Genomic DNA, 22,088 nt, shown 5'->3' on the forward strand with positions numbered 1-22,088 from the left:
CCACGGCAAGTAGAACCCGGCGGGAGTGGCCCGTCACAGCCGAAACGAAGTGGCCCAGGCATGGGCAAGCAGGGTGGTACCGCGGTCGCAAGATCGTCCCTGTGGAAGACGAAACCCACACACCACCCAGCAGGAGATGCCGCCGATGGCCTACCCGAAGGTCACCTCAGCCGACAAGAGTGCCGTCCCGGCCAGCCCACGCTTCCCGGAGATCGAGACGCAGGTTCTCGACTACTGGAAGAAGGACGGGACCTTCCAGGCGAGCATCGACAACCGTGACGCCGGCGAGAACGGCGAGAACGAGTTCGTCTTCTACGACGGTCCGCCGTTCGCCAACGGTCTGCCGCACTACGGCCACCTGCTGACCGGCTACGTCAAGGACATCGTCCCGCGCTATCAGACGATGCGCGGCAAGCGCGTCGAGCGCCGCTTCGGCTGGGACACCCACGGCCTGCCCGCCGAGCTCGAGGCGATGCGCCAGCTCGGCCTGAAGACCACCGACGAGATCGTCGAGATGGGCATCGACAAGTTCAACGCCGCCAGCCGCGCCTCGGTGCTGAAGTACACCGGCGAGTGGCGCGACTACGTCACCCGCCAGGCGCGCTGGGTGGACTTCGACAACGACTACAAGACCCTCAACCCCGACTACATGGAGTCGGTGATCTGGGCCTTCAAGACGCTCTACGACAAGGGCCTGGTCTACGAGGACTTCCGCGTCCTGCCCTACTGCTGGCAGGACGAGACCCCGCTGTCCAACCACGAGCTCCGGATGGACGACGACGTCTACAAGGACCGCCAGGACCCGGCGGTCACCGTGGGCTACGAGCTCGACGCGACCGGCGAGGACGAGGTCCTCGACGGCGCCCACATCCTGATCTGGACCACGACACCGTGGACCCTGCCGTCCAACCTCGCGGTGATGGTCGGCTCCGACATCGACTACGTCGTCGTCGAGGGCCCGGTCCCGGGCACCGACAAGACGGCCAGGTACGTCCTCGCGGAGGCTCGGCTCGCGGCGTACCAGAAGGAGCTGTTCCCGGACGCCGACGAGGCGACGGTCCTGGGGCGCTACAAGGGCTCCGAGCTGCTCGGTCGCACCTACACGCCGCCGTTCTCCTACTACGCCGGTCACCAGAACGCCTTCCGGATCGTGGCCGCCGACGACGCGGTCACGACCACGGACGGCACCGGGGTCGTCCACACCGCCGGTGCCTTCGGTGAGGTCGACAAGGAGGTCACCGACCGCGAGAACATCGAGGCGGTGATGCCGGTCGGCAAGGACGGCCGCTTCACCGCGCCGGTGGTCGACTACGCCGGCGTCCAGGTCTTCGACGCCAACCTGCAGATCATCGACCACCTCAAGGCCACGACGAAGGGCACGGGGGAGACCGGGTCGGTCACCGCGGGCACGATCCTGCTGCGCCGCGAGTCCTACAACCACTCCTACCCGCACTGCTGGCGTTGTCGTCAGCCGCTGATCTACAAGGGTGTGAGCAGCTGGTTCGTCGAGGTCACCAAGATCAAGGACCGGATGCTCGAGCTCAACCAGCAGATCCGCTGGGTGCCCGAGCACATCCAGGACGGCCAGTTCGGCAAGTGGCTGGAGAACGCCCGCGACTGGTCGATCACCCGCAACCGCTTCTGGGGCTCCCCGGTGCCGGTGTGGAAGTCGGACGATCCGGCCTACCCGCGCCTGGACGTCTACGGCTCGTTCGCCGAGCTGGAGCGTGACTTCGGCACCTTGCCCCGCGACAAGGACGGCAACCCCGACCTGCACCGGCCGTACGTCGACGACCTGGTCCGTCCCAACCCGGACGACCCGACCGGCAAGTCGATGATGCGCCGGGTCTCCGACGTGCTCGACGTCTGGTTCGACTCGGGCTCGATGAGCTTCGCCCAGAACCACGTGCCGTTCGAGAACGAGGAGTGGTTCGCCCACCACTTCCCGGGCGACTTCATCGTGGAGTACATCGGCCAGACCCGCGGCTGGTTCTACACGCTGCACATCCTGGCGACCGCGCTCTTCGACCGGCCGGCGTTCCAGTCCTGCATCAGCCACGGCATCGTGCTGGGCTCGGACGGGCAGAAGATGTCCAAGAGCCTGCGCAACTACCCCGACGTCAACGAGGTCTTCGACCGCGACGGCGCCGACGCGATGCGCTGGTTCCTGATGTCCTCGCCCATCCTGCGCGGCGGCAACCTGGTCGTCACCGAGCAGGGCATCCGGGACTCCGTACGCCAGGTGATGATCCCGCTGTGGAACAGCTGGTACTTCTTCCAGCTCTACGCGAACGCGGCCAACCTGGAGACCACCGGTTCGACCGAGTCCACCGACCCGCTGGACCGCTACGTCCTGGCCAAGCTGCGCGACTACGTCGCCGAGATGACCACGGCGATGGACGACTACTACGTCGCCGAGGCGTGCGAGGCGACGCAGCGGTTCATCGACGTGCTCACGAACTGGTACATCCGACGTAGCCGGGAGCGGTTCTGGAACGAGGACAAGGCCGCCTTCGACACCCTCTACACGGTGCTGGAGACGGTGACCCGCCTGGTCGCGCCGCTGCTGCCGCTGACCACCGAGGAGATCTGGCGCGGTCTGACCGGTGGTCGCTCGGTGCACCTGGCCGACTACCCGGTCGTCGAGGACCTTCCCGCCGATGACGACCTGGTCGCCCGGATGGACGCCGTCCGCGCGGTCTGCTCCTCGACCTCGGCCCTGCGCAAGGCGCGCAAGCTCCGCAACCGGCTGCCGCTCGGCAACCTGACCGTGGTCGGGGCCGACATCGCCGGCTTCGAGGAGATCGTCGCCGACGAGGTCAACGTCAAGTCCGTCCGGCTGCTCGCGGCCGACTCGGAGGAGGCCGGCACCTACGGCATCGAGCAGAAGCTCAGCGTCAACGCCCGCGCCGCCGGGCCGCGCCTGGGCAAGGACGTCCAGAAGGCCATCAAGGGCTCCAAGTCCGGCGACTGGTCGGTCTCCGACTCGGGTGAGGTCGTCGCCGGTGGTCTGGCGCTCGTCGAGGGTGAGTACACGCTCGAGACCGTCGCCGGCTCCGCCTCCGACGACATCGCCGTGACCATGCTGCCCGGGGGCTTCATCGTCCTCGACACGGTCGTCACCCCCGAGCTCGCCGCCGAGGGTCTCGCCCGCGACCTGGTCCGCGCGGTCCAGCAGGCCCGCAAGGACTCCGGCCTCAACGTCGAGGACCGCATCACCCTCGCGGTGGCCGGCTCCGAGACCGTACGCCAGGCTGCCACCACCCACGCCGACCTGATCGCCCGCGAGACCCTCGCCACGACCTACGACGTCGTCGACTCGCTCGATGGCAACCCGGTCGACCTCGGTGACGGCGAGAAGGCCCAGATCGCGGTGGCGAAGGCCTGAGCTCCATCAACCCTAGGAGGGTGAGTCACGCCTGGCGTGACTCACCCTCCTAGGGTCTCTCCTGGTCGGGCTTGCGCCTCGGCGCTGTGGGGTCGTGGTCGGCAATACCCGGCAGGAGCGGCCGGCGACACCTATCGTGGAGGTGTGGAGAGGCCCACGCTCAAGGAGCTCGCCATCCAGGCGCTGTCGTCGGTGGAGCGCGGCTACGACCTGCTGGCGCCGAAGTTCGACGCGACGCCGTTCCGCACGCCGGACTGGATGCTCGCCGCGACGATCACGGCGCTGCGGGAGCACGGGCCGTTCGAGCGGGGCCTCGACGTGTGCACCGGCACCGGGGTCGGCCTGGAGCTGCTCGAGGAGGCGACCACGGAGCCACCGACCGGGGTCGACTTCAGCGCCGGGATGCTCGCGCAGGCCCGAGCCGCCCACCCCGGCGCCGACCTGGTGCGGGCGGATGCGCGCGCGCTGCCGTTCGACGCTGCGTACGACCTGGTGGTGAGCTTCGGGGCGCTGGGGCACTTCCTGCCGGAGGAGCGTGGGCCGCTCTTCGACGGCATCTACCGGGCGCTGCGGCCGGGCGGGGTGTTCGCGCTGCCGGCCGCTCGGGCGCCGGGGCCGACGCACCCGGCCTACTGGCTGCTCACCGGGTTCGACCTGGTGATGCGGGTACGCAACGCGGTGTGGCGGCCGAAGTTCGTCATGTACTACCGCACCCATCCGAGACCGGCGCTCCTCGCGGACCTGGCGGCCGCCGGGTTCACGGTCGAGACGTCGCCGATGCCCGGTGTCGGCGAGCTGATCATCGCTCGCCGCCCACCGGGCTGACGGTGTGCCGGCTGACGGTGTGCCGGACCTCAGGCGCGGCGCGGGTTCCGCTCCGCCAGCCGGGCGGCGACGGCCGGGACGATCACCGCGGCGGCGACGAGGTGGGAGATCACCAGCATGATGTTGGTGGCGTAGGAGTCGGTGACGGCGATCAGGCTGGGCACCAGCGAGAGCGCGGTCAGGCTCCAGGCGGTGCGCTTCCAGGTCGAGCGCGGACGCTTGGCGAAGCGGGCGAGGCAGACGGCGATGATGATGCCGATCAGGCCGAGCTCGGCGACGGCCCAGGCGAGCCCGGTTGCCGGGATCGCGGCGGGCTCGACGCCGGTGCCGGGGAGCGCGACGTTGAACGGCACCCCGATCGCCCGGGCGACGAACTCGTAGACGCCGGTGACCAGGGCGCCGGCCAGGACGGCGGCGGTGCTGACCAGCCAGACCGGCATCCGACCGGCGAACTGGCGGGTGGTGGTCGTGGCCTCGGTGTAGGTGCTGGTGCTCATGATGGTGCCTCTCGTCTCGTGATGCGTGTGTGGTTGTTCGCGGTCCGTTCGGCCGCTTCTCAACCACTCCACGAACGCCTCGACGCCGATCCGACAGATTCCCCGGAAAAAAATTCGCGGGGCGAAGATCACACCCTCCAGGGCTTTCCAACGGAGGTGAGTTAGGTGAGCCTTAGTCGGCATGACCCGCAAACCTCGGATCGCGAAGCTGCTGAGCCCCCTGATCGGGCTGTTCGGCCTCCTGTTCATCGCCAGTGGAGCCACGACCTACTACCTGGCCCACACCCAGCTGAAGGCGCAGGAGATCACCGTCGCCGACGACGCCTCGTTCCTCGCCGGCGACCACGTCGACGGCCCGTTCTCGGCCTACGCCCAGGCGGCCACCGTCGAGAAGCACGCCTTGGGGATCACCAAGGGCAAGACGTACGCCGAGCTCGACCAGGAGGATCCGATCCGCCCGGTCGCGGCCGAGTCGTCGTTCGTACGCGCCTCCCTGCTGACCGCGGTCACCGCCTTCGGTCTCTCGGCGCTGGTCGCGGGCCTGGGCGTCGTGCTGCTGTTCGTCGCCTTCGCGCTCGGGTCGCTGACCCGTGCCGTCGCTCCGGCGAAGGAGCCGGCCACGGACGCGACCGACGGCCTCGAGCCGGCCACCGCCTGACTCTCCCCCATCCGCAAACGGGCCCGGAAGGCATCGCCTCCCGGGCCCGTTCTCCCATGGTCAGCCGAGGCGCCGGAACGCGCGCGTGGACAGCGGGACGAAGATCGCCAGCAGGACCGCGGGCCACGCGACCGCCAGCAGCACCGCGTGGTCGGCGAGCAGACCAGAGGTGATCCCCGTCGGGTTGCCGAAGAGGTCGCGGCAGGCGGTCGCGGTCGCCGAGACCGGGTTCCACGCCGCCAGGAAGCCGAGCCAGCCGGGCATCGTCTCCGGCGAGACGAACAGGCTCGAGCAGAACCCCAGCGGCCAGACCAGCACCTGCACCATCGTCAGCGCGCCCTCCATCCGCAGCGTCAGACCGAGGAAGATGCCCAGCCACAGCATCGCCAGCCGCAGCCACAGCAGCATCCCGACCGCGGCCGCCGCCTCGAGGAACGAGCCCTCGATCCGCCACCCGATCAGCAGCCCGCCGAGCATCAGGACGCCCAGCTGGACCGCCGAGTTGCCCAGGTCGGCGACCGCCCGTCCCAGGGGCACGGCGAGGCCGCTCATCGGCAGCGACCGGAACCTGTTGGTGACCCCGCGCTTGGTGTCCTCGGTGACCACGGCCATGGTGCCGTCGATGCCGAACATCATCGTCAGCGCGAGCACGCCGGGAAGCAGATAGGGCAGGTACGTCCCGCCGCCCGGCATCTCGATCGCGCCGCCGAACAGGTAGCCGAAGATCAGCAGCATCATGATCGCGAACAGGATGCCGAACACCGGCCCCCACGGCTCGCGCTGCCAGTGCTTGAGGTCGCGCAGCGTGATCACCCAGGTCTGTGTCGCGGTCTGTCGCAGGGTGGTGGTGAGTCCTGGGGTCAGATCGGTCATCGGGAGACTCCTTCAGGTGCGGTCAGATGGAGGAACACCTCGTCCAGGGTCGGCCGGCGCAGCAGCACGTCGTCGACCGTGATGCCGGCGGCGTCGAGGCTGCGTACGACCTCGACGACCGCGGCGCCGCCACCGGCCGGGCCGGCCTCGACGGTGACCTCGAGCCGATCGGGGTCGACGGCGGCCGCGGAGCCGAGGACGCCGGCCATCCGGGCGAGGTCGTCCGGCCCGGTCGCGGTGATCATCACCCGGTCGCCGCCCAGGTCGCTCTTCAGGGCCGACGGCGTGCCCTCGGCGATCACCCGGCCGGCGCCGAGCACGGTGACCATGTCGGCCAGCTGGTCGGCCTCGTCCAGGTACTGCGTGGTCAGCAGCACCGTCGTCCCGTCGGCGACCACCTGCCGCACCATCTCCCAGACCTCGTGGCGGGCGCGCGGGTCCAGCCCGGTGGTCGGCTCGTCGAGGAAGAGGATCTGCGGGCGGGTGACCAGGCCGGCGGCGATGTCGAGGCGTCGCCGCATCCCACCCGAGTAGCCCGAGACCTTCCGGTCGCCGGCCTCGGTGAGACCGAAGGCGTCGAGGAGCTCGGCGGCGCGGCGTACGGCAGTGGGTTTCGAGAGGCCGTGCAGGCGGGCGAACATCACCAGGTTCTCCCGGCCGTGGAGGGCCTCGTCGAGGGCGGCGCTCTGCCCGACCAGGCCGATCGTGGAGCGGACCCGGGCGGGGTGGCGTACGGCGTCGTGGCCGCCGACGCGCACCTCGCCGGCGTCGGGCCGGGTGAGCGTCGCGAAGACGTTCACCGCGGTCGACTTGCCGGCACCGTTGGGCCCGAGCAGGGCGTGCACGGTGCCGGCCGCCACCTCCAGGTCGAGGCCGTCCAGCGCCTGGGTGTCGCGGTAGCGCTTGCGCACGTTTCGCGCGGACAACGGAGTCATCGGCCCACCTCGATCCGGAACACCCCACAACGCCCGGCGACGGCCTCGAAGGCCTCGGGCGTCACCGCGGCGACGACCCCGGCGTCGAGCATGATCTTCGCCCCGTCCGCCATCCGCTCGGGCCACAGCCGGAGCACGGTCAGCGCCTCGTCCCCGTCGACCTCCACGAGCTGCACGTCCTCGGTGGTCCGTCCGACCCGGAGCGTGGCGCGGCCGGAGGCGGCCCGTACGTTGCGGGCCCAGTCGGCACCCGGGAAGCCCTCGAGCAGATAGCGCCGTCCGTCCAGGTCCAGCACCGAGAGCGGGGTGCTGCGGGGCTTGCCGCTGGTGCGGCCGGGCACGGTGAGCACGGGCAGCTCCTTCATCCCGAGCCCGGTCCTCGACAGGGTCATGAAGACCTTGTTCATCGGCTTGAGCCAGCGCGGCGGCACCGGTTTCGCGTCGTTCGGCATGCACGTTCCTCCAATTTCGTACGCTGTACGAAGATGACAACGGAGCGACTCTAGCATTTGTTCCGTACGGTGTACGAAATTGTTTCGGATGAGGTTACGATGAGCCACGTGCCGGAGCCAGACCAGCGTGATCAGCCAGATCCGTCCCTGCGCCTGCTCTGGCGCCATCGGACCGGGACGCCCGAGGAGCCGAAGGCGAAGCGGGGGCCGAAGCAGAAGGTGAGCGTCGACGAGGTCGTCGACGCCGCGATCGACCTGGCCGACGCCGAGGGACTGGCGGCGGTGACGATGCGCGCGATCGCCCAGCGCTTCGGTCTGGGCGCGATGACCCTCTACTCCTACGTCCCCAACCGCGACGCGCTGCTGGTGCTCATGGCCGACCAGGTGACCGGCCGCACCGAGCTCCCGGAGCTGCCCGAGGACCCGCGCAAGCGCCTCGAGCTGGTCGCCAACCTGCAGCACGACGAGCTCCGGGCCCACCCGTGGCTGCTCGAGGTGCAGGACGTACGCCCCTGGCTGGGGCCCAACATGAGCGACCGCTACGAGTGGCAGCTGCAGGCCGTCGACGGCCTCGGGCTGACCGATCTGGAGATGGACCAGACGGTCGCCGTGCTGATCGGGTTCGCGGGCAACATCGTCCGCGGCGAGCTGATGAAGCGCCGTGCCGAGCAGGTCACCGGCATGACCGAGGCGGAGTGGTGGGCCGCCAACTACGACACGCTGACCGAGGTCATGGCGGGCAGCGACTATCCGCTGGCCAACCGGGTCGGCACCGCCGCCGGTGAGGCCTACCAGGCCGCCACCGACCCCGCGCGTGAGCTCGACTACGGACTGGCCCGGATCATCGACGGGGTCCTCGCGCACGTCAACCGATAGCCGACCCGGCGCGTCTGTCCCGCTGTGGAGTGTCGAGTCGGCGCGTCTGTCCCGCGGATGGGAGTCGAGTCGGCGCGTCAGTCCCAGGCGCTGGGGCAGTTGCGCCGACTCGGCGTGGGGATCCGGGACAGTTGCGCCGACTCGGCGGGAGAATTCGGGACAGTTGCGCCGACTCGGCGTTCGGGTCAGCCTGCGGTGCGGCGGGTGGGGGTTGCCAGGCGCTGGGAGAGGTGCGCGACCAGGTCGGCGGAGTCCTCGCGGGCGCCGTCGATGTAGGTCGAACGGCGCCGGCGGAGGACCGGCAGGCCGGTGACGTAGAGGCCGGGCAGGTCGGTGACGCCGCCGTGGTGGCGGATCGCGCCCTTGTGGTCGAAGACGTCGGCGTCGAGGAAGCCGTGGTCGGGCTTGATGCCGGTCGCCCAGACCACCGAGCCGATCTCGCCGGAGGTCAGCGAGAGGGACAGCAGCGGCTCGGGCACACGCGTGGGCTCGAGCCGCTCGCCGGACCCGCCGAAGGTCTGGTCGATGCCGGCCAGCAGCCGGTTGGCCTTGAGGTCGGCCAGGGCCGCCATGTTGGCCAGCGAGCCCGAGAAGAGCGCCGTACCGTCGCGCAGCCCGGCCAGCTTGCCGACCACGCGTACCCCGGCCTCCTGCAGGGTGTTGAGATCGAGGGTGGTGGCGCCGCCGACGAGCTGGAAGGAGGAGAGCCGGCGGGCGCGGGTGATGTCGTCGAGCTCGTCCCAACGCTCGTCGAGGATCCCGGCCTCCTCGATCCAGGCGAAGATGTCCCGGCCGCGGTAGCGGCGCGGCACCCGGACGTGCTCGCCGACCGCGAGGGTGACCTGGCGGCCCGAGGCCTGCAGCTCCGCCGCGATCTGTACGCCGCTCGCGGCCGCCCCGACGACCAGCACGCCGCCGGTCGGGAGCTGCGAGGGACGCCGGTAGTCGATGGCGTGCACCGAGGGCAGGCCGGGCGGCAGGTCGGCGGCCAGGGCGGGCACCACGCCGCGTACGGAACCGGTGGCGAGCACGACGTGCTCGGCCGACCAGGGGCCGGCGGAGGTCTCGACCAGATAGCCGTTCGGTCCGGGGGCGACGCGGTGGACCTCGACGTGCTCGTGCACCGGCGCGCCGATGACGTCGGCGTAGCCGGTGACCAGCGAGGCGACCTGCGCGGCGGTGAGGAACTCGTCGGCCTCGGCGGGGCCGAGGAGCGGGTCGGCGAGCCCGGGCAACCGGTTCATCCAGCTCGGGGTGAGCAGGCGGAGCGAGTCCCAGCGCTGGGTGTGCCACGAGTGAGCGACCTGCCCGCGCTCGAGGACGACATGGTCGATCCCCTCGGCGCCGAGGCGGTGGCTCACCGCGAGGCCACTGTGCCCCGCCCCGATCACCGCGACGGTGGTGCGGCGAGACGGGGCACTCGTCATCACGAGACCGAGACGCTGACCGCGGTCGGGTTGGTGAGGATGTCGAAGACGGCCGAGCGCTTCTGCGACTGCGCGACCAGCGCCTCGATGTCCTCGGCGGAGGCGTCGGCGTCGATCGAGTAGTTCACACGGACGCCGGTGAAGCCGTTGCGTACGTCCGCGTCGGCACCGAGGATGCCGCGGATGTCGTGGTCGCCCTCGATGGTCGCGGTGACGGAGTTGAGCTGGATCCCGCGCTGCTGGGCGACGGCGGCGACGCCCGCGGTCAGGCAGCCGCCGAGGGCGACGAGGACCGTCTCGACCGGCGTGGGGCCCTGGTTGTCGGCGGCGAACTGCGGCGGGTGGTCGCCGTCGGACTCGAAGGAGCGCCCGGCCTCCTGCTCCTCGCCGAGGCCGAAGAAGCCCTCGACCTTGCTCTTGGAGTGGGTGCCCTTCACCCAGGTGTTGGTGGCGCGCCAGGTGAACTTGGCGGCCTCCGGGGTCTCCTGGAGGGCGGCGCGTGCGCCCAGCAGGGCCTCGACGTTGACGCCGTTGTCGACAGTGGTCTCTGTCATCGGTGGTTCCTCGTTTCGATGGGTGTGGATGGAGTTGTGGGGACTCTGGTCAGGCGAGCGAGACGTCGACCGGGACCGCGCTGCGGAGGGTGTGGCCGACGGGCGAGCTGGCGAGGACCTTGGCGTGGAGCGCCTCGATCTCCTCGCGGGGTGCCTCCGAGGCGATGGTGACCACGGCGTCGATCGCGTCGAAGCCGGCGTGGCCCTCGGCGAGGCCGAGGAAGACCGTGAGGTCGACGTCGCCCTTGAGATCGATACGCAGGTCGTCGAGCTTGATCCCCGCGACCGAGGCGTTCGCGGCGTAGCCGACGGCGAGGCAGTTGCCCAGGGCGCCGAGAAGCTGCTCGACGGGGTTGGCAGCGGTGTCTCCGCCGCCGAGGCCCGCGGGCTCGTCGGACTGGGTCGGCTCGAAGGATCGGATCTTCGCCTCGGAGGCGAAGGCGCCCTTCCAGGTCACGTGGGCCGCCCACGTGGTGCGCGCCTTGGCGGGATCGTCCTGGATCGCCTGGACGAGGTTGCCGACGGCGGCGAGGTCGACATCGTTGAGCTGTGTCCGTGAATCGAGGCTCATGGGAACACTCCGGGGTCGAGGGACTAGGTTAATCGATATAATAGACTAACTAACTCGACTATTGGGGAAGTCTCAGCGCGCGATCCGGCGCGAGGTGATCAACCCGGTGTCGAACCCGGCCAGGTGCAGGCCGCCGTGGAAGCGGGCGTGCTCGATCTTGAGGCAGCGGTTCTGGACGACGGTCAGCCCGGCGGCTCGAGCGGTCGTCGCGGCCTCGTCGTTGGTCAGCCCGAGCTGGAACCAGACCACCGGCGAGCCCAGTGCGATCACCTCGTCGACGACCGCGGGCAGGTCGCTCGCCCGGCGGAAGACGTCGACGACGTCGGGGGTCTCCGGGAGGTCGGCCAGGCTGGCGTAGACGGGCCGGCCGAGCACCTCGCGGCCTGCGGCGTTCGGGTTGATGAAGTAGAGCCGATAGTCGGTGTCCTGGGTGAGATAGGTGGCCACGTAGTAGCTCGACCGGGCCGTGTTGGGGGAAAAGCCGACGATCGCGATCGACGTCGCTGCCCGGAGCAGCCCCTGCCGCTCGCGTGCGGTCGGCTCGTGGGGAATCTGCGCGATGGTCATCAGAGTTCCTTCGTGGCGGCGGTGAGCGCCTGGTCGAGGTCGAAGATGATGTCGTCGGCGTCCTCGATGCCGACGCTGATCCGCACCAGGCCGGGAGAGACACCGGCTTCGGTGAGCCGCGACTCGCTGAGCTGGCGGTGGGTGGTCGAGGCGGGGTGGATCACCAGGGTCTTGGCGTCGCCGATGTTGGCCAGGTGGCTGGCGAGCTCGACCGACTCGATGAACCGCTCCCCGGCCGCCCGGCCGCCCGCGATGTCGAAGGAGAAGACGCTGCCCGGACCTTTGGGCAGATACTTCTGCGCCCTTGGGTGGTGCGGGTGGGAGGGCAGTCCGGCCCAGCGGACGTGCTCGACCCGCGGGTCGGCATCGAGCCACTCGGCGACGATCCGGGCGTTCTCCACGTGGCGCTGGACCCGCAGGGCCAAGGTCTCGACGCCGAGGGCGAGCTGCCATGCCGACTGGGGCGACAACGTCGCGCCGACGTTGCGCAGGTGCTCGGCGCGGAGCCGGGTGAGGAAGGCGTACTCGCCGAAGTTGCCCCACCAGGACAGGCCGCCGTAGTGCTCGACCGGCTCGTGGAAGAGCGGGAACCGCTCGGGCGAGTACTCGAAGCGGCCGGACTCGACCACCACGCCGCCCAGCGTGGTCCCGTGCCCGCCGAGGAACTTGGTCGCCGAGTGCACCACGATGTCCGCGCCCCACTCGATCGGCCGGGACAGGTACGGCGTCGGAATCGTCGAGTCGACGACCAGCGGCACGCCGTGGGCGTGCGCGACATCGGCCAGTCCGGCCAGGTCGGCGATGTCGCCCGACGGGTTGGCGACGGTCTCGGCGAAGATCAGCTTCGTCTCGGGGCGGATGGCTGCTGCGTACGCCTCGGGGTCGGTCGAGGACACGAAGGTGGTCGCCACGCCGAAGCGGCGCAGGGTGACGTCGAGCTGGGTGACCGAGCCGCCGTAGAGCTGGGCGGAGGCGACGATGTGGTCGCCGGCGCCCGCCAGGGAGGCGAAGGTGACGAACTCCGCCGACAGGCCCGACGCGGTGGCGACCGCCCCGATGCCCCCTTCCAGGGAGGCGAGACGCTCCTCGAACGCGGCGACGGTCGGGTTGCCGACGCGGGTGTAGATGTTGCCGTATTTCTGCAGTGCGAAGCGTGCCGCGGCGTCGGCGGTGTCGTCGAAGACGAACGACGCCGACTGGTAGATCGGCAGCGCCCGGGCGCCCTGGGCGGCGTCGGGGATGTTGCCCGCGTGGATCGCACGGGTGTTGAAGCCGTACGCGTGGTCGCTCATGAACCATCTCCAGTTCGATCGTTGAGGAAGCTCTCGACGAGGTCGAGGTAGCCCGGTGGGTCGAGCAGGAACGAGTCGTGGCCCCAGGTCGAGGCGATCTCGTGGCGCTCGACGTCGACCCCCGCGCGCCGCAGCTCCTTCTCGATCAGGACCGAGTGGGGGGTCCCGAAGCGCCAGTCGGAGTCGAAGGAGATCACCTGGAACCGGGTGTCCCGGATCGCCTTCGCGAAACCGTCGTCGGCGAAGGGGTCGAAGTAGTCGAGGAGGCGGGAGAGATAGAGGTAGGAGAGCGCGTCGAAGCGGTCGACGAACGTGCTCGCCTGGTGGTCGAGATAGCTCTCGATCTCGAAGTCGATCCCGAATCCCGGCGTCGAACCGTCGCGCCGCGAGCGGCCGAACTTCGCCTCCAGCCCGGGCTCGGAGACGTACGTGACGTGGCCGAGCATCCGCGCCACCGAGAGCCCGTCGGCGGGGACGACGCCGTGGTCCGGGTAGCGCCCGCCGCGGAAGTCGGGGTCGCGGAGGATCGCCTGCCGGGCGATGTTCGAGAGCGCGATGTTCTGCGTGCTCAGCCGGGCGGAGGTGGCCACCAGGACCGCCCGTTCGATCTGGCCGGGGGCGTCGGCGGCCCACTGCAGGATCTGCATGCCGCCGAGCGACCCGCCGACGGCGGCGTGGAGCCGCTCGATGCCGAGGTGGGCCAGCAGCCGGCGGTGGACGGTCACCAGGTCGGCGACCGAGATCAGCGGGAAGTCGAGCCCCCAGGCGCGGCCGGTGGCGGGGTCGGTCGAGGACGGCCCGGTGGTGCCTCGGCAACCGCCGAGGAGGTTGGCGCAGACGACGAAGAACCGGTCCGTGTCGACCGGCTTTCCCGGCCCCACCATCGTCGGCCACCACTGCGCCGCCTCGGCGTCGCCGGTGAGCGCGTGGGCGACGAACACGACGTTGTCCCGGGCGGGCGCGAGGTCGCCGTAGGTCGCGTAGGCGACCTCGACGGGAGCCAGCGTGCGGCCGCCGGACAGGTGCAGCGGTTCGGCCTCGTCGAAGAGGCGGGCACGACGCACGGCGGTCAATCGACACCCCTCTCTACATTAAGTCAAGTTAGTAACTACAGAATTTAGCGCGTGTATCGGGCTCGGCGGTGGATGTCCGGCATCCAGGCAGCCAGGTCCCCGGCCGATCCCTCAGGGAGGGCTGGTTGACTTACCCCCGTGACAACCAGTGCTGACACTCCCGAGCTCGACCTGACGACCGACGTGGTGACGCTGACCCGGCAGCTGATGGACATCAACTCGGTGAGCCTCAACGAGCTGGAGCTGGCCGATGCCGTGGAGCGGGCACTGGCCGCGTACGACCACCTCGTCGTCGAGCGGCGGGGCAACTCGATCGTGGCGCGCACCGACCTCGGTCTTCCCGAGCGCGTGGTCATCGCGGGCCACCTCGACACGGTGCCGGTCAACGGCAACTTCCCGAGCCGCCTCGACGAGGCCACCGGCATCCTGCACGGCCTCGGAGCCTGCGACATGAAGTCCGGTGACGCGGTCATCCTCAAGCTCGCCGCCACGCTGGACGCGCCCAACCGCGACGTGACGTACGTCTTCTACGACGCCGAGGAGATCGAGGCCGTCCACAACGGACTCGGCAAGCTCGCGGCCAGCGAGCCCGACCTGCTCGCCGGCGACTTCGCGATCCTGATGGAGCCCTCCAACGCCGGCGTCGAGGCGGGCTGCCAGGGCACCCTGCGGGTCGAGGTGCGCACCACCGGCGAGCGCTCCCACAGCGCCCGCTCGTGGCGTGGCGTCAACGCGATCCACAAGGCCGGCGAGGTGCTGCGCCGCCTGGAGGCGTACGTCCCGCGCAAGCCGGTCATCGACGGGCTCGAGTACCACGAGGGTCTCAACGCGGTCTTCGTCTCCGGGGGAGTGGCCGGCAACGTGATCCCCGACGAGTGCGTGGTCACGGTCAACTACCGCTTCGCGCCGGACCGCTCCGAGGAGGAGGCGCTCGCCTTCGTGCAGAGCTTCTTCGAGGGCTACGAGGTCACCCTGACCGACTCCGCGCCCGGGGCGCTGCCGGGACTGGACCGGCCGGCGGCCAAGGCCTTCGTCGAGGCGGTCGGCGGGGAGGTCGGGCCCAAGTTCGGCTGGACCGATGTGGCGCGGTTCACGGTTCTCGGCATACCGGCGGTCAACTATGGTCCAGGTGACCCGATGTTCGCCCACAAAGCCGACGAGCACGTGCGGATCTCCGAGATCACCACGTGCGAGCTGGCCCTTCGTGATTGGTTGACCGCATGACGCGACGCAGCGGCTCCGGCCCGCGCCCCACCAAGGGGCGTCCGGCCGGCAGCACCACCGACCAACGACTGCTGGACAGCTCCGGCCACGGCGACTGGGTCCACACCGACCCCTGGCGGGTCATGAAGATCCAGGCCGAGTTCGTCGAGGGGTTCAACGACCTCTCCGAGATCGGCCCCGCGATCAGCGTCTTCGGGTCCGCGCGCACGCCTCACGACCACCCGACCTACGCCCAGGCCGAGGCGGTCGGCCGCGGCCTGGCCGAGGCCGGCTTCGTGGTGATCACCGGCGGTGGCCCGGGCACGATGGAGGCGGCCAACAAGGGCGCCCTGGAGGCCGGCGGCGAGTCGATCGGCCTCGGCATCGAGCTGCCCTTCGAGGCCAGGCTCAACGACTACGTCAGCTTCGGGCTCAACTTCCGCTACTTCTTCGTGCGGAAGATGATGTTCGTCAAGTACTCCCAGGGCTACGTCGTCATGCCCGGCGGCCTCGGCACCATGGACGAGCTCTTCGAGGCGATGACGCTCTCCCAGACCAAGAAGATCACCCAGTTCCCGATCGTGCTGATGGGCGTGAAGCACTGGGAGGGGCTCCTCGACTGGATGCGCGAGACGATGCTCTCCGACGGCCGGATCAAGCAGACCGACCTCGACATGATCACCCTCACCGACGACGTGGATGAGGCGGTCGAGCTGATGCTGAAGGCGCGTGACTGACCGATGGGCTGGATCTTCGCGGCACTCATCGTGCTGGTTCTCGGAGGAGTCGCCCTCGTTGCCGCCGGCTCGGGTGCGCCGATGGGGGAGGAGTACGGCGACCGGCCCGACGCGCTGGTGCCGCGCGATCGGCTCCTGGAGGCGGCAGACCTGCGTCGCGTACGTTTCTCGGTGGCCTTCCGCGGCTACCGGATGGACGAGGTGGACGCTCTGATCGCCCGCCTTGCCGAGGAGGCAGAATGGCGTGAGTCGGCCGCGGCCGGGGATGCCGGTGACGGGGTCGGAGTCGGGGGACTCACATCACACACGCCCGAGCCCGATTCGGGCTCGCCCGACGTCTAGGACAGAATCGCTGCCGTGAGCTTCGCTGCCGTACTCGTCTACGCCGTGACCGCCCTGGTCGCGGTGATCGTCGCGCTCACCTACCTCAAGCCCCATCTCCTGCAGCCGCAGCGGGCGGGACTGCCGCCCCGGATCCACCTGTACGCCGGCGTCGCCGGCCTGCTGATCTGGGTCCTCTTCCTCGCCTCGCCGTCGTCGTTCTTCCTCGGCGGCAACCTCCCGGGCGTGATCGGGCTCTTCGGGATCTGGCTGGCCGCGATCGCGGGTCTCTACCTGCTCGCCCGGCGGCTCAAGGAGCAGCGCGCCGGTGCCGTCGACGACGACTACGGCTATGACGACTACGACGAGGAGTACGCCGCCGAGGACGGTTACGGCTACGACGAGTCCGGCTATGACGATGCCGGCTACGACGGCTACAGCGAGTACGACGACCGGACCGGCTACGCCGACCCGCGGCGATCGGCCCAGCAGTCCGTTCCACAGCCGGGCCAGCCTGTCCAGCAGCCGGTGGCCCGGTCCGCGGTCCCGCCCGTTCCGCAGCCGGTCGCGCAGCCCGGACGACCGGCCGAGCGCCGGCCCGAGCCTCGGCCCGAGCCTCGACGGGCGGCCGCCGGGCTCGACGAGACGGCCGTGATGGCTCCGGTCGAGCGTGACCCCTCGCCCGCACCGCCGCCGGCACCCGCTCCTGCTCCCGCGCCGGCGCGGGACGGGCAGATCGGTCGTCGCGTCGCAGGGCGTCAGGCGCCGCCGCAGCCCGCCCCCCAGCAGCCTGCGGCCCCTCAGCCACCGCCCGCGCCGCAGCGGTCCGCCCCGCAGCGGTCTGCGCAGCGCCCGCCCACGCCCCAGCCGCCTACGCCGGACGCGCCCGTGCGATCCCGGCAGGAGCGGTCCCGCCAGGAGTGGCCGGCGCCCGCACGCCCCGCCCGGGAGCGGCCCGCCCAGGAGCGTCCGGTGCAGGAGCGGCCGGCACCGGAGCAGCCGGTGCGCGAGCGGCCCGCGCCCCAGCGCCCGACACCGCAGCGCCCGACACCGCAGCGCCCGACCCCCCAGCGCCCGGCCCCTCAGCACCAGGCTCCGCAGGCGCCGCCACCCGAGCAGCCCCAGCCGAGCCAGCCCCAGCCGAGCCAGCCCCAGCCCCAGCCGGGCCGTGGCCAGGGCGGCCAGGATCCGTGGGGTCGCCGGCAGGAGCCGCCGCAGCGCCGCTCCCGTGGCTACGACAACCGCTACGACGACCGCCGCAACGACAGCCATGACGAGTTCGCCGACCGCCGATACCGTCGTGACAGCAGTTACTCGGGCTACCCGGGTCAGCCGCAGCCGGGCCAGCCGCAGCCGGCCCCGCCGCGCGCCCCGCGGCCCGCGCCACGCCCGGCACCGCAGCCCGAGCCGCAGCCCGAGCCCGCACCAGCACCGCCGCCGAGCCGCCCGTCGGGTCGCCGGGTGGCCCAGGAGCCCGAGGCGTACGACCCCTACTCCTTCGAGTCCTACGGTCCCCGCGGCCGGGCCGAGTCCGAGGCGCCGCGCGCGCCCCAGAGGCGGTCGCGTCGGCAGCAGGACCAGGACTACGACGACCCCGCCTACGCGGGATACGAGCAGGCCTACGACCAGGCCTACGCGCAGGGCTACGACCAGCCGTACGCCCAGGGCTACGACTACGACGAGGCGTACGACCGCGGCTACGACGACCGCTATGACGATCGCTATGACGACGCCTACGACCGGTCGGCCGGCGGCGATCACCGGGAGCGTGGCGGAGCCTTCCTGGAGGGCTCCGGGGCGGCGATCGTGGTGCACCTCACGCTGGTGATCCTGGCGATCTGGTTGACGTGGGCCTACGGGACCTCGGTCATCTGACAGGTTCGATTGCAGGTCAACCCGCCGAAACTCCCACCTTGCCGTCAGGTCTGCTGACCTGATGAGGGATAATGGACGCGCAATGCGCGCTCCGAGGCCATCCGGCAGGTGAGCGCCGACACGCGAGACACGGAAGAAGGTGCCGCATGGCGGCGATGAAGCCGCGGACGGGAGACGGTCCGCTGGAGGTCACCAAGGAAGGTCGGGGCATCGTGATGCGCGTCCCGCTCGAGGGTGGTGGCCGGTTGGTCGTCGAACTGAACGCCGAAGAGGCCGCTGCGCTCGGCGAAGAGATCAAAGGTCTCGGGCTGAACGCGTAGATGACCACAACGCTGCCGTCACAGGCTCTGCCGTCGCAGGTCACGCCGCCCACCTTCACGCTCAGCCCTCTCGGTCCGGAGAGCCTCGATGCCGAGATCATCGCGCTCCCGGTCATCCCCGGCGAGGATGCGCTGGTCATCGGTCCCGGGGCCGCCGACCTGGGCGACGATCACGACCTGCTGGGTCACCTCGAGTTCGAGGGTGCCACCGGCAGTGCCGGTGAGGTGACGACGTACGCCGTCACCGGCTCCGGTGCGCTGCGACGGATCCTCCTGATCGGTGTCGGCGCGCAACGTCGCGACGACTTCCGGCGAGCGGGGGCCGCACTGGCTCGCGCCGTACGGGACCGGTCGGAGGTGGTCACGACCATTCCGGCAGTCGATCCCGAGGTCGGGCTGGAGCCGTTCGTGGCCGGCGCGACGCTGGGGTCCTTCCTCTTCCACTGGCGCTCCGAGGGAGCGCCGTGGACGCCGGTGGAGACGATCACCCTGGCCGACCTCGGTGATGACCAGGCGGCAGCGTTGGACCGGGCCCAGGCGATCGCGCGCGCCGGCTGGCGCGCGCGATTCTTCGCCACGGTCCCGAGCAACCTCAAGAACCCGGCCTGGCTCGCCGAGCAGGCCACGGCCCTGGGCGCGGAGACCGGTCTGAAGGTCACCGTCTGGGGCGAGGACCAGCTCGCCGCGGAGGGCTTCGGGGGCATCGTCGCGGTCGGTCAGGGATCGGCGACCCCGCCGAGGCTGATCCGGCTCGACTACACGCCCCGCAAGGCCGGCCGGAGGACGCCGACCGTGGTGCTGGTCGGCAAGGGCATCACCTTCGACACCGGCGGGCTCAACATCAAGCCCGGCGACGGCATGATCAACATGAAGCGCGACATGACCGGTGGCGCGGTGGTGCTCTCGGTGATGTCGGCGCTCGCCGAGATCGGCTGCCCGGTCAAGGTCGTCGGTCTCATCGCCTCCGCGGAGAACGCCATCTCCGGCTCGGCGCTGCGTCCCGGCGACGTGGTCACCCACTACGGCGGCCGCACCTCCGAGGTCACCAACACCGACGCCGAGGGCCGGCTCGTGCTGGCCGACGCGATGGCGTACGCCGTGGACAAGATCAAACCTGCCGCGCTGGTCGACATCGCCACCCTGACCGGTGCGATGCGGGTGGCGCTCGGGCAGACGATGGCCGGCTACTTCGCCGACGACGACGCGCTGGCGACCCGGCTGAGCGAGGCCTCGGACCTCTCCGGCGAGACGCTGTGGCGGATGCCGCTGGTCGCGGACTACGAGGACAAGCTGTCCTCGAAGGTCGCCGACGCCGACAACGCCCCCGGCGGCCCCGGCGCCATCACCGCCGCGCTCTTCCTGCACCACTTCACCGGCGGCATCCCGTGGGCCCACCTCGACGTGGCCTGCGGCGACGCCTACGCCGACGTCCACGAGCTCACCCCCGGACCCACCGGCTTCGGTGCCCGGGTGCTGCTGACGTGGCTGGCCGAAGCGGACCCGCTGGCCGGCGTCGGGTCCTGACGAGAGGTCACCCCGGTCGGCCGAGAGGTCACCTACGTCGGCCGAGCCGGCACGCAGGTGCCGCTTCGGCCGACGGGGGTGACGCCTCGCTCGGCTAGATCTTGCGGGCGAGCAGCAGGCCGTCGCCGACGGGGAGCAGCAGCGGGATCAGGTCGTCGTTGTCGGCGACCTGCTGGTTGAGCTCGCGGATGGTGGCGGTCTCCTCGTCGCGTACGGACGGGTCGGCCACGCGGTCGTGCCACAGCGCGTTGTCGAAGGCGACCACGCCGCCGGGACGGAGGAGGCGCAGGGCCTCCTTGAGGTAGGCCGCGTACTCCGTCTTGTCGCCGTCGACGAAGACGATGTCGTAGTGGTTGTCGGTGAGCCGGGGGAGCACGTCGAGGGCGGCGCCGGCGATGCACCGCGCCTGCCGCTGGCCGAAGCCGGCCTCGGTGAAGCTCTGCCGCGCCAGCCGCTGGTGCTCGGTCTCGATGTCGACGGTGGTCAGGACCCCGTCGGGACGCATGCCGCGCAGCAGCCACAGCCCGGAGACACCCGTGCCGGTGCCGACCTCGACGACGTTCTTGGCGTCCAGGACGGAGGCGAGGAAGCGGAGCGTGGCGCCACCGCCCGGCCCGATCGGCGCGACTCCGACCTCCTCGGCCCGCGAGCGGGCGGCTGCGAGGAGGTCGTCCTCCGCGACGTACTCGTCGGCGTAGGTCCAACTTGCGGTCGAGACAGGGCTGGTCACACCGCAAAACCTAACGTGTTTCCCTCCACGGTGCGGGAACGCCTGATCCAACTTGTGCGTTGGACGGTGACAGGAAGAGGAAAAATAGGAGCCTCACAGGCAACTCTCAGCCCTTCCAGGTCCAGGCGATCTAACGTAGGAGATGTCAGCGATCAGCGAGACAGGCAGGAGCACCATGACCGCGGAACCCACGACCGAGCCCCCGACGTCAGAGCCGGGTGTGCCGTCGTGGGACGAGATCGTGGAGAAGCACTCCGACAGGGTCTACCGGCTCGCATACCGTCTTACCGGCAACCGCCCCGACGCGGAGGATCTCACCCAAGAGGTCTTCGTACGCGTCTTCCGCTCTCTCGACACCTACAGCCCCGGCACCTTCGAGGGCTGGCTGCACCGGATCACCACCAACCTCTTCCTGGACCAGGCCCGCCGCAAGCAGCGGATCCGCTTCGATGCCCTCTCCGACGAGCGCGCCTCGCGCCTGACGAGCAACGGCCCGACGCCCGACCTGGCCTACACCGACCAGCGCTTCGACGACGACATCGAGCGCGCCCTGGCCACGCTGCCGCCCGACTTCCGGGCCGCGGTCGTGCTCTGTGACGTGGAGGGGCTCTCCTACGAGGAGATCTCGGAGATCCTCGGTGCCAAGCTCGGCACCGTCCGTTCGCGGATCCACCGCGGCCGGGCGATGCTCCGTGACGCTCTCGCCCACCGCGCCCCGCGCGGCGGACGGCTGCGTCACTCCGGGCCCAAGGTGTTGTGGGGCGGGGCTTCATGAGTTTTTTGGGCAACCACCTCGGCGCGCGCACCAGCGCGCTTCTCGACGGCCAGCTCCCCGAAGCGGAGGAGGAGCGGGCCTGGGCCCACGTGCACGAGTGCTGCGCCTGCCGCCGCCTCGTCGAGCGTGAGGGCTGGCTCAAGCGGCGCCTGGCCGGGCTCAGCGTCGATCCCGGCGTCTCGGCCCCGGCCGACCTGAAAGGGTCCCTCCGCGGTGGCGTGATGGCCGCCTCGATGTGGCCCATGGACGACCCTTCGACAAGCTCAGGACATCGCCTCGGCGAGAGCTACTCCGACCCCCGTTCCATGCGGCGTACGTTGGTGATGGTCGCCGCCGGTGGCGGTGCTGTCGGCGCCGCCGTGTTCAGCATGTTCACCTTCGCCGCCGCGCCAGCCGACGCGCCGGTCCCGAGGAACCTTCCGGTCACCTCGGTCACTCAGGTCCCGGGCGCCCCGGTCGTCGCGCACGTACGCCGCTGACCGACGACACGGCGACACGTCACGAGACCCCGGCTGCCCATTGTTGGGACGAGTGGGAAGAATGGGTCCTGTGACGCAGGAACCACAAGACGACCAGTCGCGGCCGATCTCTCGTTGGGCACCGCCGAGCAACGTG

At 70.6% G+C, this 22,088-nt stretch carries 23 protein-coding genes; 12 read left to right on the top strand and 11 right to left on the bottom strand.

Going from position 1 to position 22,088, the window contains the following annotated elements; translation table 11 throughout:
* Nucleotides 1-145 precede the first annotated feature (145 nt).
* Complete coding sequence (gene ileS / locus ACWZJV_RS21870) at nt 146-3,388, top strand: isoleucine--tRNA ligase (RefSeq protein WP_457178647.1); 3,243 nt, start codon at nt 146-148, stop codon at nt 3,386-3,388.
* A 144-nt stretch (nt 3,389-3,532) separates the two neighbouring features.
* Complete coding sequence (locus tag ACWZJV_RS21875) at nt 3,533-4,213, top strand: class I SAM-dependent methyltransferase (RefSeq protein WP_457178649.1); 681 nt, start codon at nt 3,533-3,535, stop codon at nt 4,211-4,213.
* A gap of 29 nt (nt 4,214-4,242) precedes the next feature.
* Here the strand turns inward: ACWZJV_RS21875 and ACWZJV_RS21880 are convergent, their stop codons facing one another.
* Complete coding sequence (locus ACWZJV_RS21880; protein WP_457178651.1) at nt 4,243-4,710, bottom strand: DUF6069 family protein; 468 nt, start codon at nt 4,708-4,710, stop codon at nt 4,243-4,245.
* 181 nt (nt 4,711-4,891) lie between these two features.
* Between ACWZJV_RS21880 and ACWZJV_RS21885 the strand changes: the two genes are divergently transcribed.
* Nucleotides 4,892-5,368 (top strand): aromatic ring-opening dioxygenase LigA, encoded by a 477-nt coding sequence (locus ACWZJV_RS21885; protein WP_457178653.1) that lies wholly within the window; start codon nt 4,892-4,894, stop codon nt 5,366-5,368.
* Between the two features lie 60 nt (nt 5,369-5,428).
* On the opposite strand, the gene ACWZJV_RS21890 is transcribed toward ACWZJV_RS21885, so the two are convergent.
* The 3 genes from ACWZJV_RS21890 to ACWZJV_RS21900 are packed head-to-tail and all read right to left on the bottom strand — an operon-like array spanning nt 5,429 to nt 7,628.
* Nucleotides 5,429-6,241 carry an ABC transporter permease gene (locus ACWZJV_RS21890; RefSeq protein WP_457178655.1) on the bottom strand — a complete coding sequence of 271 codons (813 nt, stop codon included), beginning with the start codon at nt 6,239-6,241 and terminating at the stop codon, nt 5,429-5,431.
* Nucleotides 6,238-7,176, bottom strand: coding sequence for an ATP-binding cassette domain-containing protein (locus ACWZJV_RS21895; RefSeq protein WP_457178657.1), 939 nt, complete (start codon nt 7,174-7,176; stop codon nt 6,238-6,240). Before ACWZJV_RS21895 ends, ACWZJV_RS21890 begins: the two co-directional genes overlap by 4 nt.
* Nucleotides 7,173-7,628 (bottom strand): nitroreductase/quinone reductase family protein, encoded by a 456-nt coding sequence (locus ACWZJV_RS21900; RefSeq protein ID WP_457178659.1) that lies wholly within the window; start codon nt 7,626-7,628, stop codon nt 7,173-7,175. The genes ACWZJV_RS21895 and ACWZJV_RS21900 overlap by 4 nt, the downstream gene beginning before the upstream one ends.
* 99 nt (nt 7,629-7,727) lie before the next feature.
* Between ACWZJV_RS21900 and ACWZJV_RS21905 the strand changes: the two genes are divergently transcribed.
* Complete coding sequence (locus ACWZJV_RS21905; RefSeq protein ID WP_008358775.1) at nt 7,728-8,504, top strand: TetR/AcrR family transcriptional regulator; 777 nt, start codon at nt 7,728-7,730, stop codon at nt 8,502-8,504.
* Nucleotides 8,505-8,689: 185 nt separating this feature from the next.
* Here the strand turns inward: ACWZJV_RS21905 and ACWZJV_RS21910 are convergent, their stop codons facing one another.
* The 6 genes from ACWZJV_RS21910 to metX form a co-directional block, all read right to left on the bottom strand.
* Nucleotides 8,690-9,931: an NAD(P)-binding domain-containing protein gene (locus ACWZJV_RS21910; protein ID WP_457178661.1), complete on the bottom strand. Its 1,242-nt coding sequence runs from the start codon at nt 9,929-9,931 to the stop codon at nt 8,690-8,692.
* The gene (locus ACWZJV_RS21915) at nt 9,931-10,485 is read right to left on the bottom strand and encodes an OsmC family protein (RefSeq protein WP_008358772.1); all 555 of its coding nucleotides are present in this window, start codon (nt 10,483-10,485) and stop codon (nt 9,931-9,933) included. Before ACWZJV_RS21915 ends, ACWZJV_RS21910 begins: the two co-directional genes overlap by 1 nt.
* A 49-nt stretch (nt 10,486-10,534) precedes the next feature.
* Entirely contained in the window at nt 10,535-11,056 is a 522-nt protein-coding gene (locus tag ACWZJV_RS21920; protein ID WP_457178663.1) for an OsmC family protein, read from the bottom strand.
* A 72-nt stretch (nt 11,057-11,128) separates the two neighbouring features.
* Nucleotides 11,129-11,623 (bottom strand): CoA-binding protein, encoded by a 495-nt coding sequence (locus ACWZJV_RS21925; RefSeq protein WP_457178665.1) that lies wholly within the window; start codon nt 11,621-11,623, stop codon nt 11,129-11,131.
* Nucleotides 11,623-12,915 carry an O-acetylhomoserine aminocarboxypropyltransferase/cysteine synthase family protein gene (locus ACWZJV_RS21930; RefSeq protein ID WP_457178667.1) on the bottom strand — a complete coding sequence of 431 codons (1,293 nt, stop codon included), beginning with the start codon at nt 12,913-12,915 and terminating at the stop codon, nt 11,623-11,625. Before ACWZJV_RS21930 ends, ACWZJV_RS21925 begins: the two co-directional genes overlap by 1 nt.
* Nucleotides 12,912-13,979: a homoserine O-acetyltransferase MetX gene (gene metX, locus ACWZJV_RS21935; RefSeq protein WP_457181974.1), complete on the bottom strand. Its 1,068-nt coding sequence runs from the start codon at nt 13,977-13,979 to the stop codon at nt 12,912-12,914. The genes ACWZJV_RS21930 and metX overlap by 4 nt, the downstream gene beginning before the upstream one ends.
* A gap of 147 nt (nt 13,980-14,126) precedes the next feature.
* Here metX and dapE point away from each other — a divergent pair, with 147 nt between their 5' ends.
* From dapE to ACWZJV_RS21965, 6 genes are all read left to right on the top strand, one after another.
* Nucleotides 14,127-15,212 (top strand): succinyl-diaminopimelate desuccinylase, encoded by a 1,086-nt coding sequence (gene dapE, locus ACWZJV_RS21940; protein WP_196875043.1) that lies wholly within the window; start codon nt 14,127-14,129, stop codon nt 15,210-15,212.
* Nucleotides 15,209-15,928: an LOG family protein gene (locus tag ACWZJV_RS21945; protein WP_008358758.1), complete on the top strand. Its 720-nt coding sequence runs from the start codon at nt 15,209-15,211 to the stop codon at nt 15,926-15,928. The genes dapE and ACWZJV_RS21945 overlap by 4 nt, the downstream gene beginning before the upstream one ends.
* A gap of 3 nt (nt 15,929-15,931) precedes the next feature.
* Nucleotides 15,932-16,270, top strand: coding sequence for a DivIVA domain-containing protein (locus tag ACWZJV_RS21950; protein ID WP_457178669.1), 339 nt, complete (start codon nt 15,932-15,934; stop codon nt 16,268-16,270).
* Nucleotides 16,271-16,285: 15 nt separating this feature from the next.
* A complete protein-coding gene (locus ACWZJV_RS21955; protein WP_457178671.1) occupies nt 16,286-18,124 on the top strand; it encodes a hypothetical protein in 1,839 nt (612 codons plus the stop codon).
* A 146-nt stretch (nt 18,125-18,270) separates the two neighbouring features.
* Nucleotides 18,271-18,444: a DUF3117 domain-containing protein gene (locus tag ACWZJV_RS21960; protein ID WP_008358749.1), complete on the top strand. Its 174-nt coding sequence runs from the start codon at nt 18,271-18,273 to the stop codon at nt 18,442-18,444.
* Nucleotides 18,445-19,968, top strand: coding sequence for a leucyl aminopeptidase family protein (locus tag ACWZJV_RS21965; protein ID WP_457178673.1), 1,524 nt, complete (start codon nt 18,445-18,447; stop codon nt 19,966-19,968).
* A gap of 94 nt (nt 19,969-20,062) precedes the next feature.
* On the opposite strand, the gene ACWZJV_RS21970 is transcribed toward ACWZJV_RS21965, so the two are convergent.
* The gene (locus ACWZJV_RS21970) at nt 20,063-20,698 is read right to left on the bottom strand and encodes an O-methyltransferase (protein WP_196875040.1); all 636 of its coding nucleotides are present in this window, start codon (nt 20,696-20,698) and stop codon (nt 20,063-20,065) included.
* Between the two features lie 175 nt (nt 20,699-20,873).
* On the opposite strand from ACWZJV_RS21970, the gene sigE reads away from it, so the two are divergent.
* Complete coding sequence (gene sigE / locus ACWZJV_RS21975; protein WP_457178675.1) at nt 20,874-21,473, top strand: RNA polymerase sigma factor SigE; 600 nt, start codon at nt 20,874-20,876, stop codon at nt 21,471-21,473.
* Nucleotides 21,470-21,952, top strand: coding sequence for a hypothetical protein (locus tag ACWZJV_RS21980; protein ID WP_457178677.1), 483 nt, complete (start codon nt 21,470-21,472; stop codon nt 21,950-21,952). The genes sigE and ACWZJV_RS21980 overlap by 4 nt, the downstream gene beginning before the upstream one ends.
* Nucleotides 21,953-22,088: the final 136 nt, after the last annotated feature.

This window comes from Nocardioides sp. WG-D5 (assembly GCF_054031175.1).

What these genes read in the sequence shown, in the direction of transcription:
- ACWZJV_RS21880 (WP_457178651.1), bottom strand. Translation starts at nt 4,710, where the DNA reads ATGAGCACCAGCACCTACACCGAGGCCACGACCACCACCCGCCAGTTC.
- ACWZJV_RS21885 (WP_457178653.1), top strand. Translation starts at nt 4,892, where the DNA reads ATGACCCGCAAACCTCGGATCGCGAAGCTGCTGAGCCCCCTGATCGGG.
- ACWZJV_RS21965 (WP_457178673.1), top strand. Translation starts at nt 18,445, where the DNA reads ATGACCACAACGCTGCCGTCACAGGCTCTGCCGTCGCAGGTCACGCCG.
- sigE (WP_457178675.1), top strand. Translation starts at nt 20,874, where the DNA reads ATGACCGCGGAACCCACGACCGAGCCCCCGACGTCAGAGCCGGGTGTG.
- ACWZJV_RS21950 (WP_457178669.1), top strand. Translation starts at nt 15,932, where the DNA reads ATGGGCTGGATCTTCGCGGCACTCATCGTGCTGGTTCTCGGAGGAGTC.
- ACWZJV_RS21960 (WP_008358749.1), top strand. Translation starts at nt 18,271, where the DNA reads ATGGCGGCGATGAAGCCGCGGACGGGAGACGGTCCGCTGGAGGTCACC.
- ACWZJV_RS21920 (WP_457178663.1), bottom strand. Translation starts at nt 11,056, where the DNA reads ATGAGCCTCGATTCACGGACACAGCTCAACGATGTCGACCTCGCCGCC.
- ACWZJV_RS21915 (WP_008358772.1), bottom strand. Translation starts at nt 10,485, where the DNA reads ATGACAGAGACCACTGTCGACAACGGCGTCAACGTCGAGGCCCTGCTG.
- ACWZJV_RS21890 (WP_457178655.1), bottom strand. Translation starts at nt 6,241, where the DNA reads ATGACCGATCTGACCCCAGGACTCACCACCACCCTGCGACAGACCGCG.
- ACWZJV_RS21945 (WP_008358758.1), top strand. Translation starts at nt 15,209, where the DNA reads ATGACGCGACGCAGCGGCTCCGGCCCGCGCCCCACCAAGGGGCGTCCG.
- ACWZJV_RS21925 (WP_457178665.1), bottom strand. Translation starts at nt 11,623, where the DNA reads ATGACCATCGCGCAGATTCCCCACGAGCCGACCGCACGCGAGCGGCAG.
- ACWZJV_RS21895 (WP_457178657.1), bottom strand. Translation starts at nt 7,176, where the DNA reads ATGACTCCGTTGTCCGCGCGAAACGTGCGCAAGCGCTACCGCGACACC.
- ACWZJV_RS21980 (WP_457178677.1), top strand. Translation starts at nt 21,470, where the DNA reads ATGAGTTTTTTGGGCAACCACCTCGGCGCGCGCACCAGCGCGCTTCTC.
- ileS (WP_457178647.1), top strand. Translation starts at nt 146, where the DNA reads ATGGCCTACCCGAAGGTCACCTCAGCCGACAAGAGTGCCGTCCCGGCC.
- ACWZJV_RS21900 (WP_457178659.1), bottom strand. Translation starts at nt 7,628, where the DNA reads ATGCCGAACGACGCGAAACCGGTGCCGCCGCGCTGGCTCAAGCCGATG.
- ACWZJV_RS21910 (WP_457178661.1), bottom strand. Translation starts at nt 9,931, where the DNA reads ATGACGAGTGCCCCGTCTCGCCGCACCACCGTCGCGGTGATCGGGGCG.
- ACWZJV_RS21930 (WP_457178667.1), bottom strand. Translation starts at nt 12,915, where the DNA reads ATGAGCGACCACGCGTACGGCTTCAACACCCGTGCGATCCACGCGGGC.
- ACWZJV_RS21905 (WP_008358775.1), top strand. Translation starts at nt 7,728, where the DNA reads ATGAGCCACGTGCCGGAGCCAGACCAGCGTGATCAGCCAGATCCGTCC.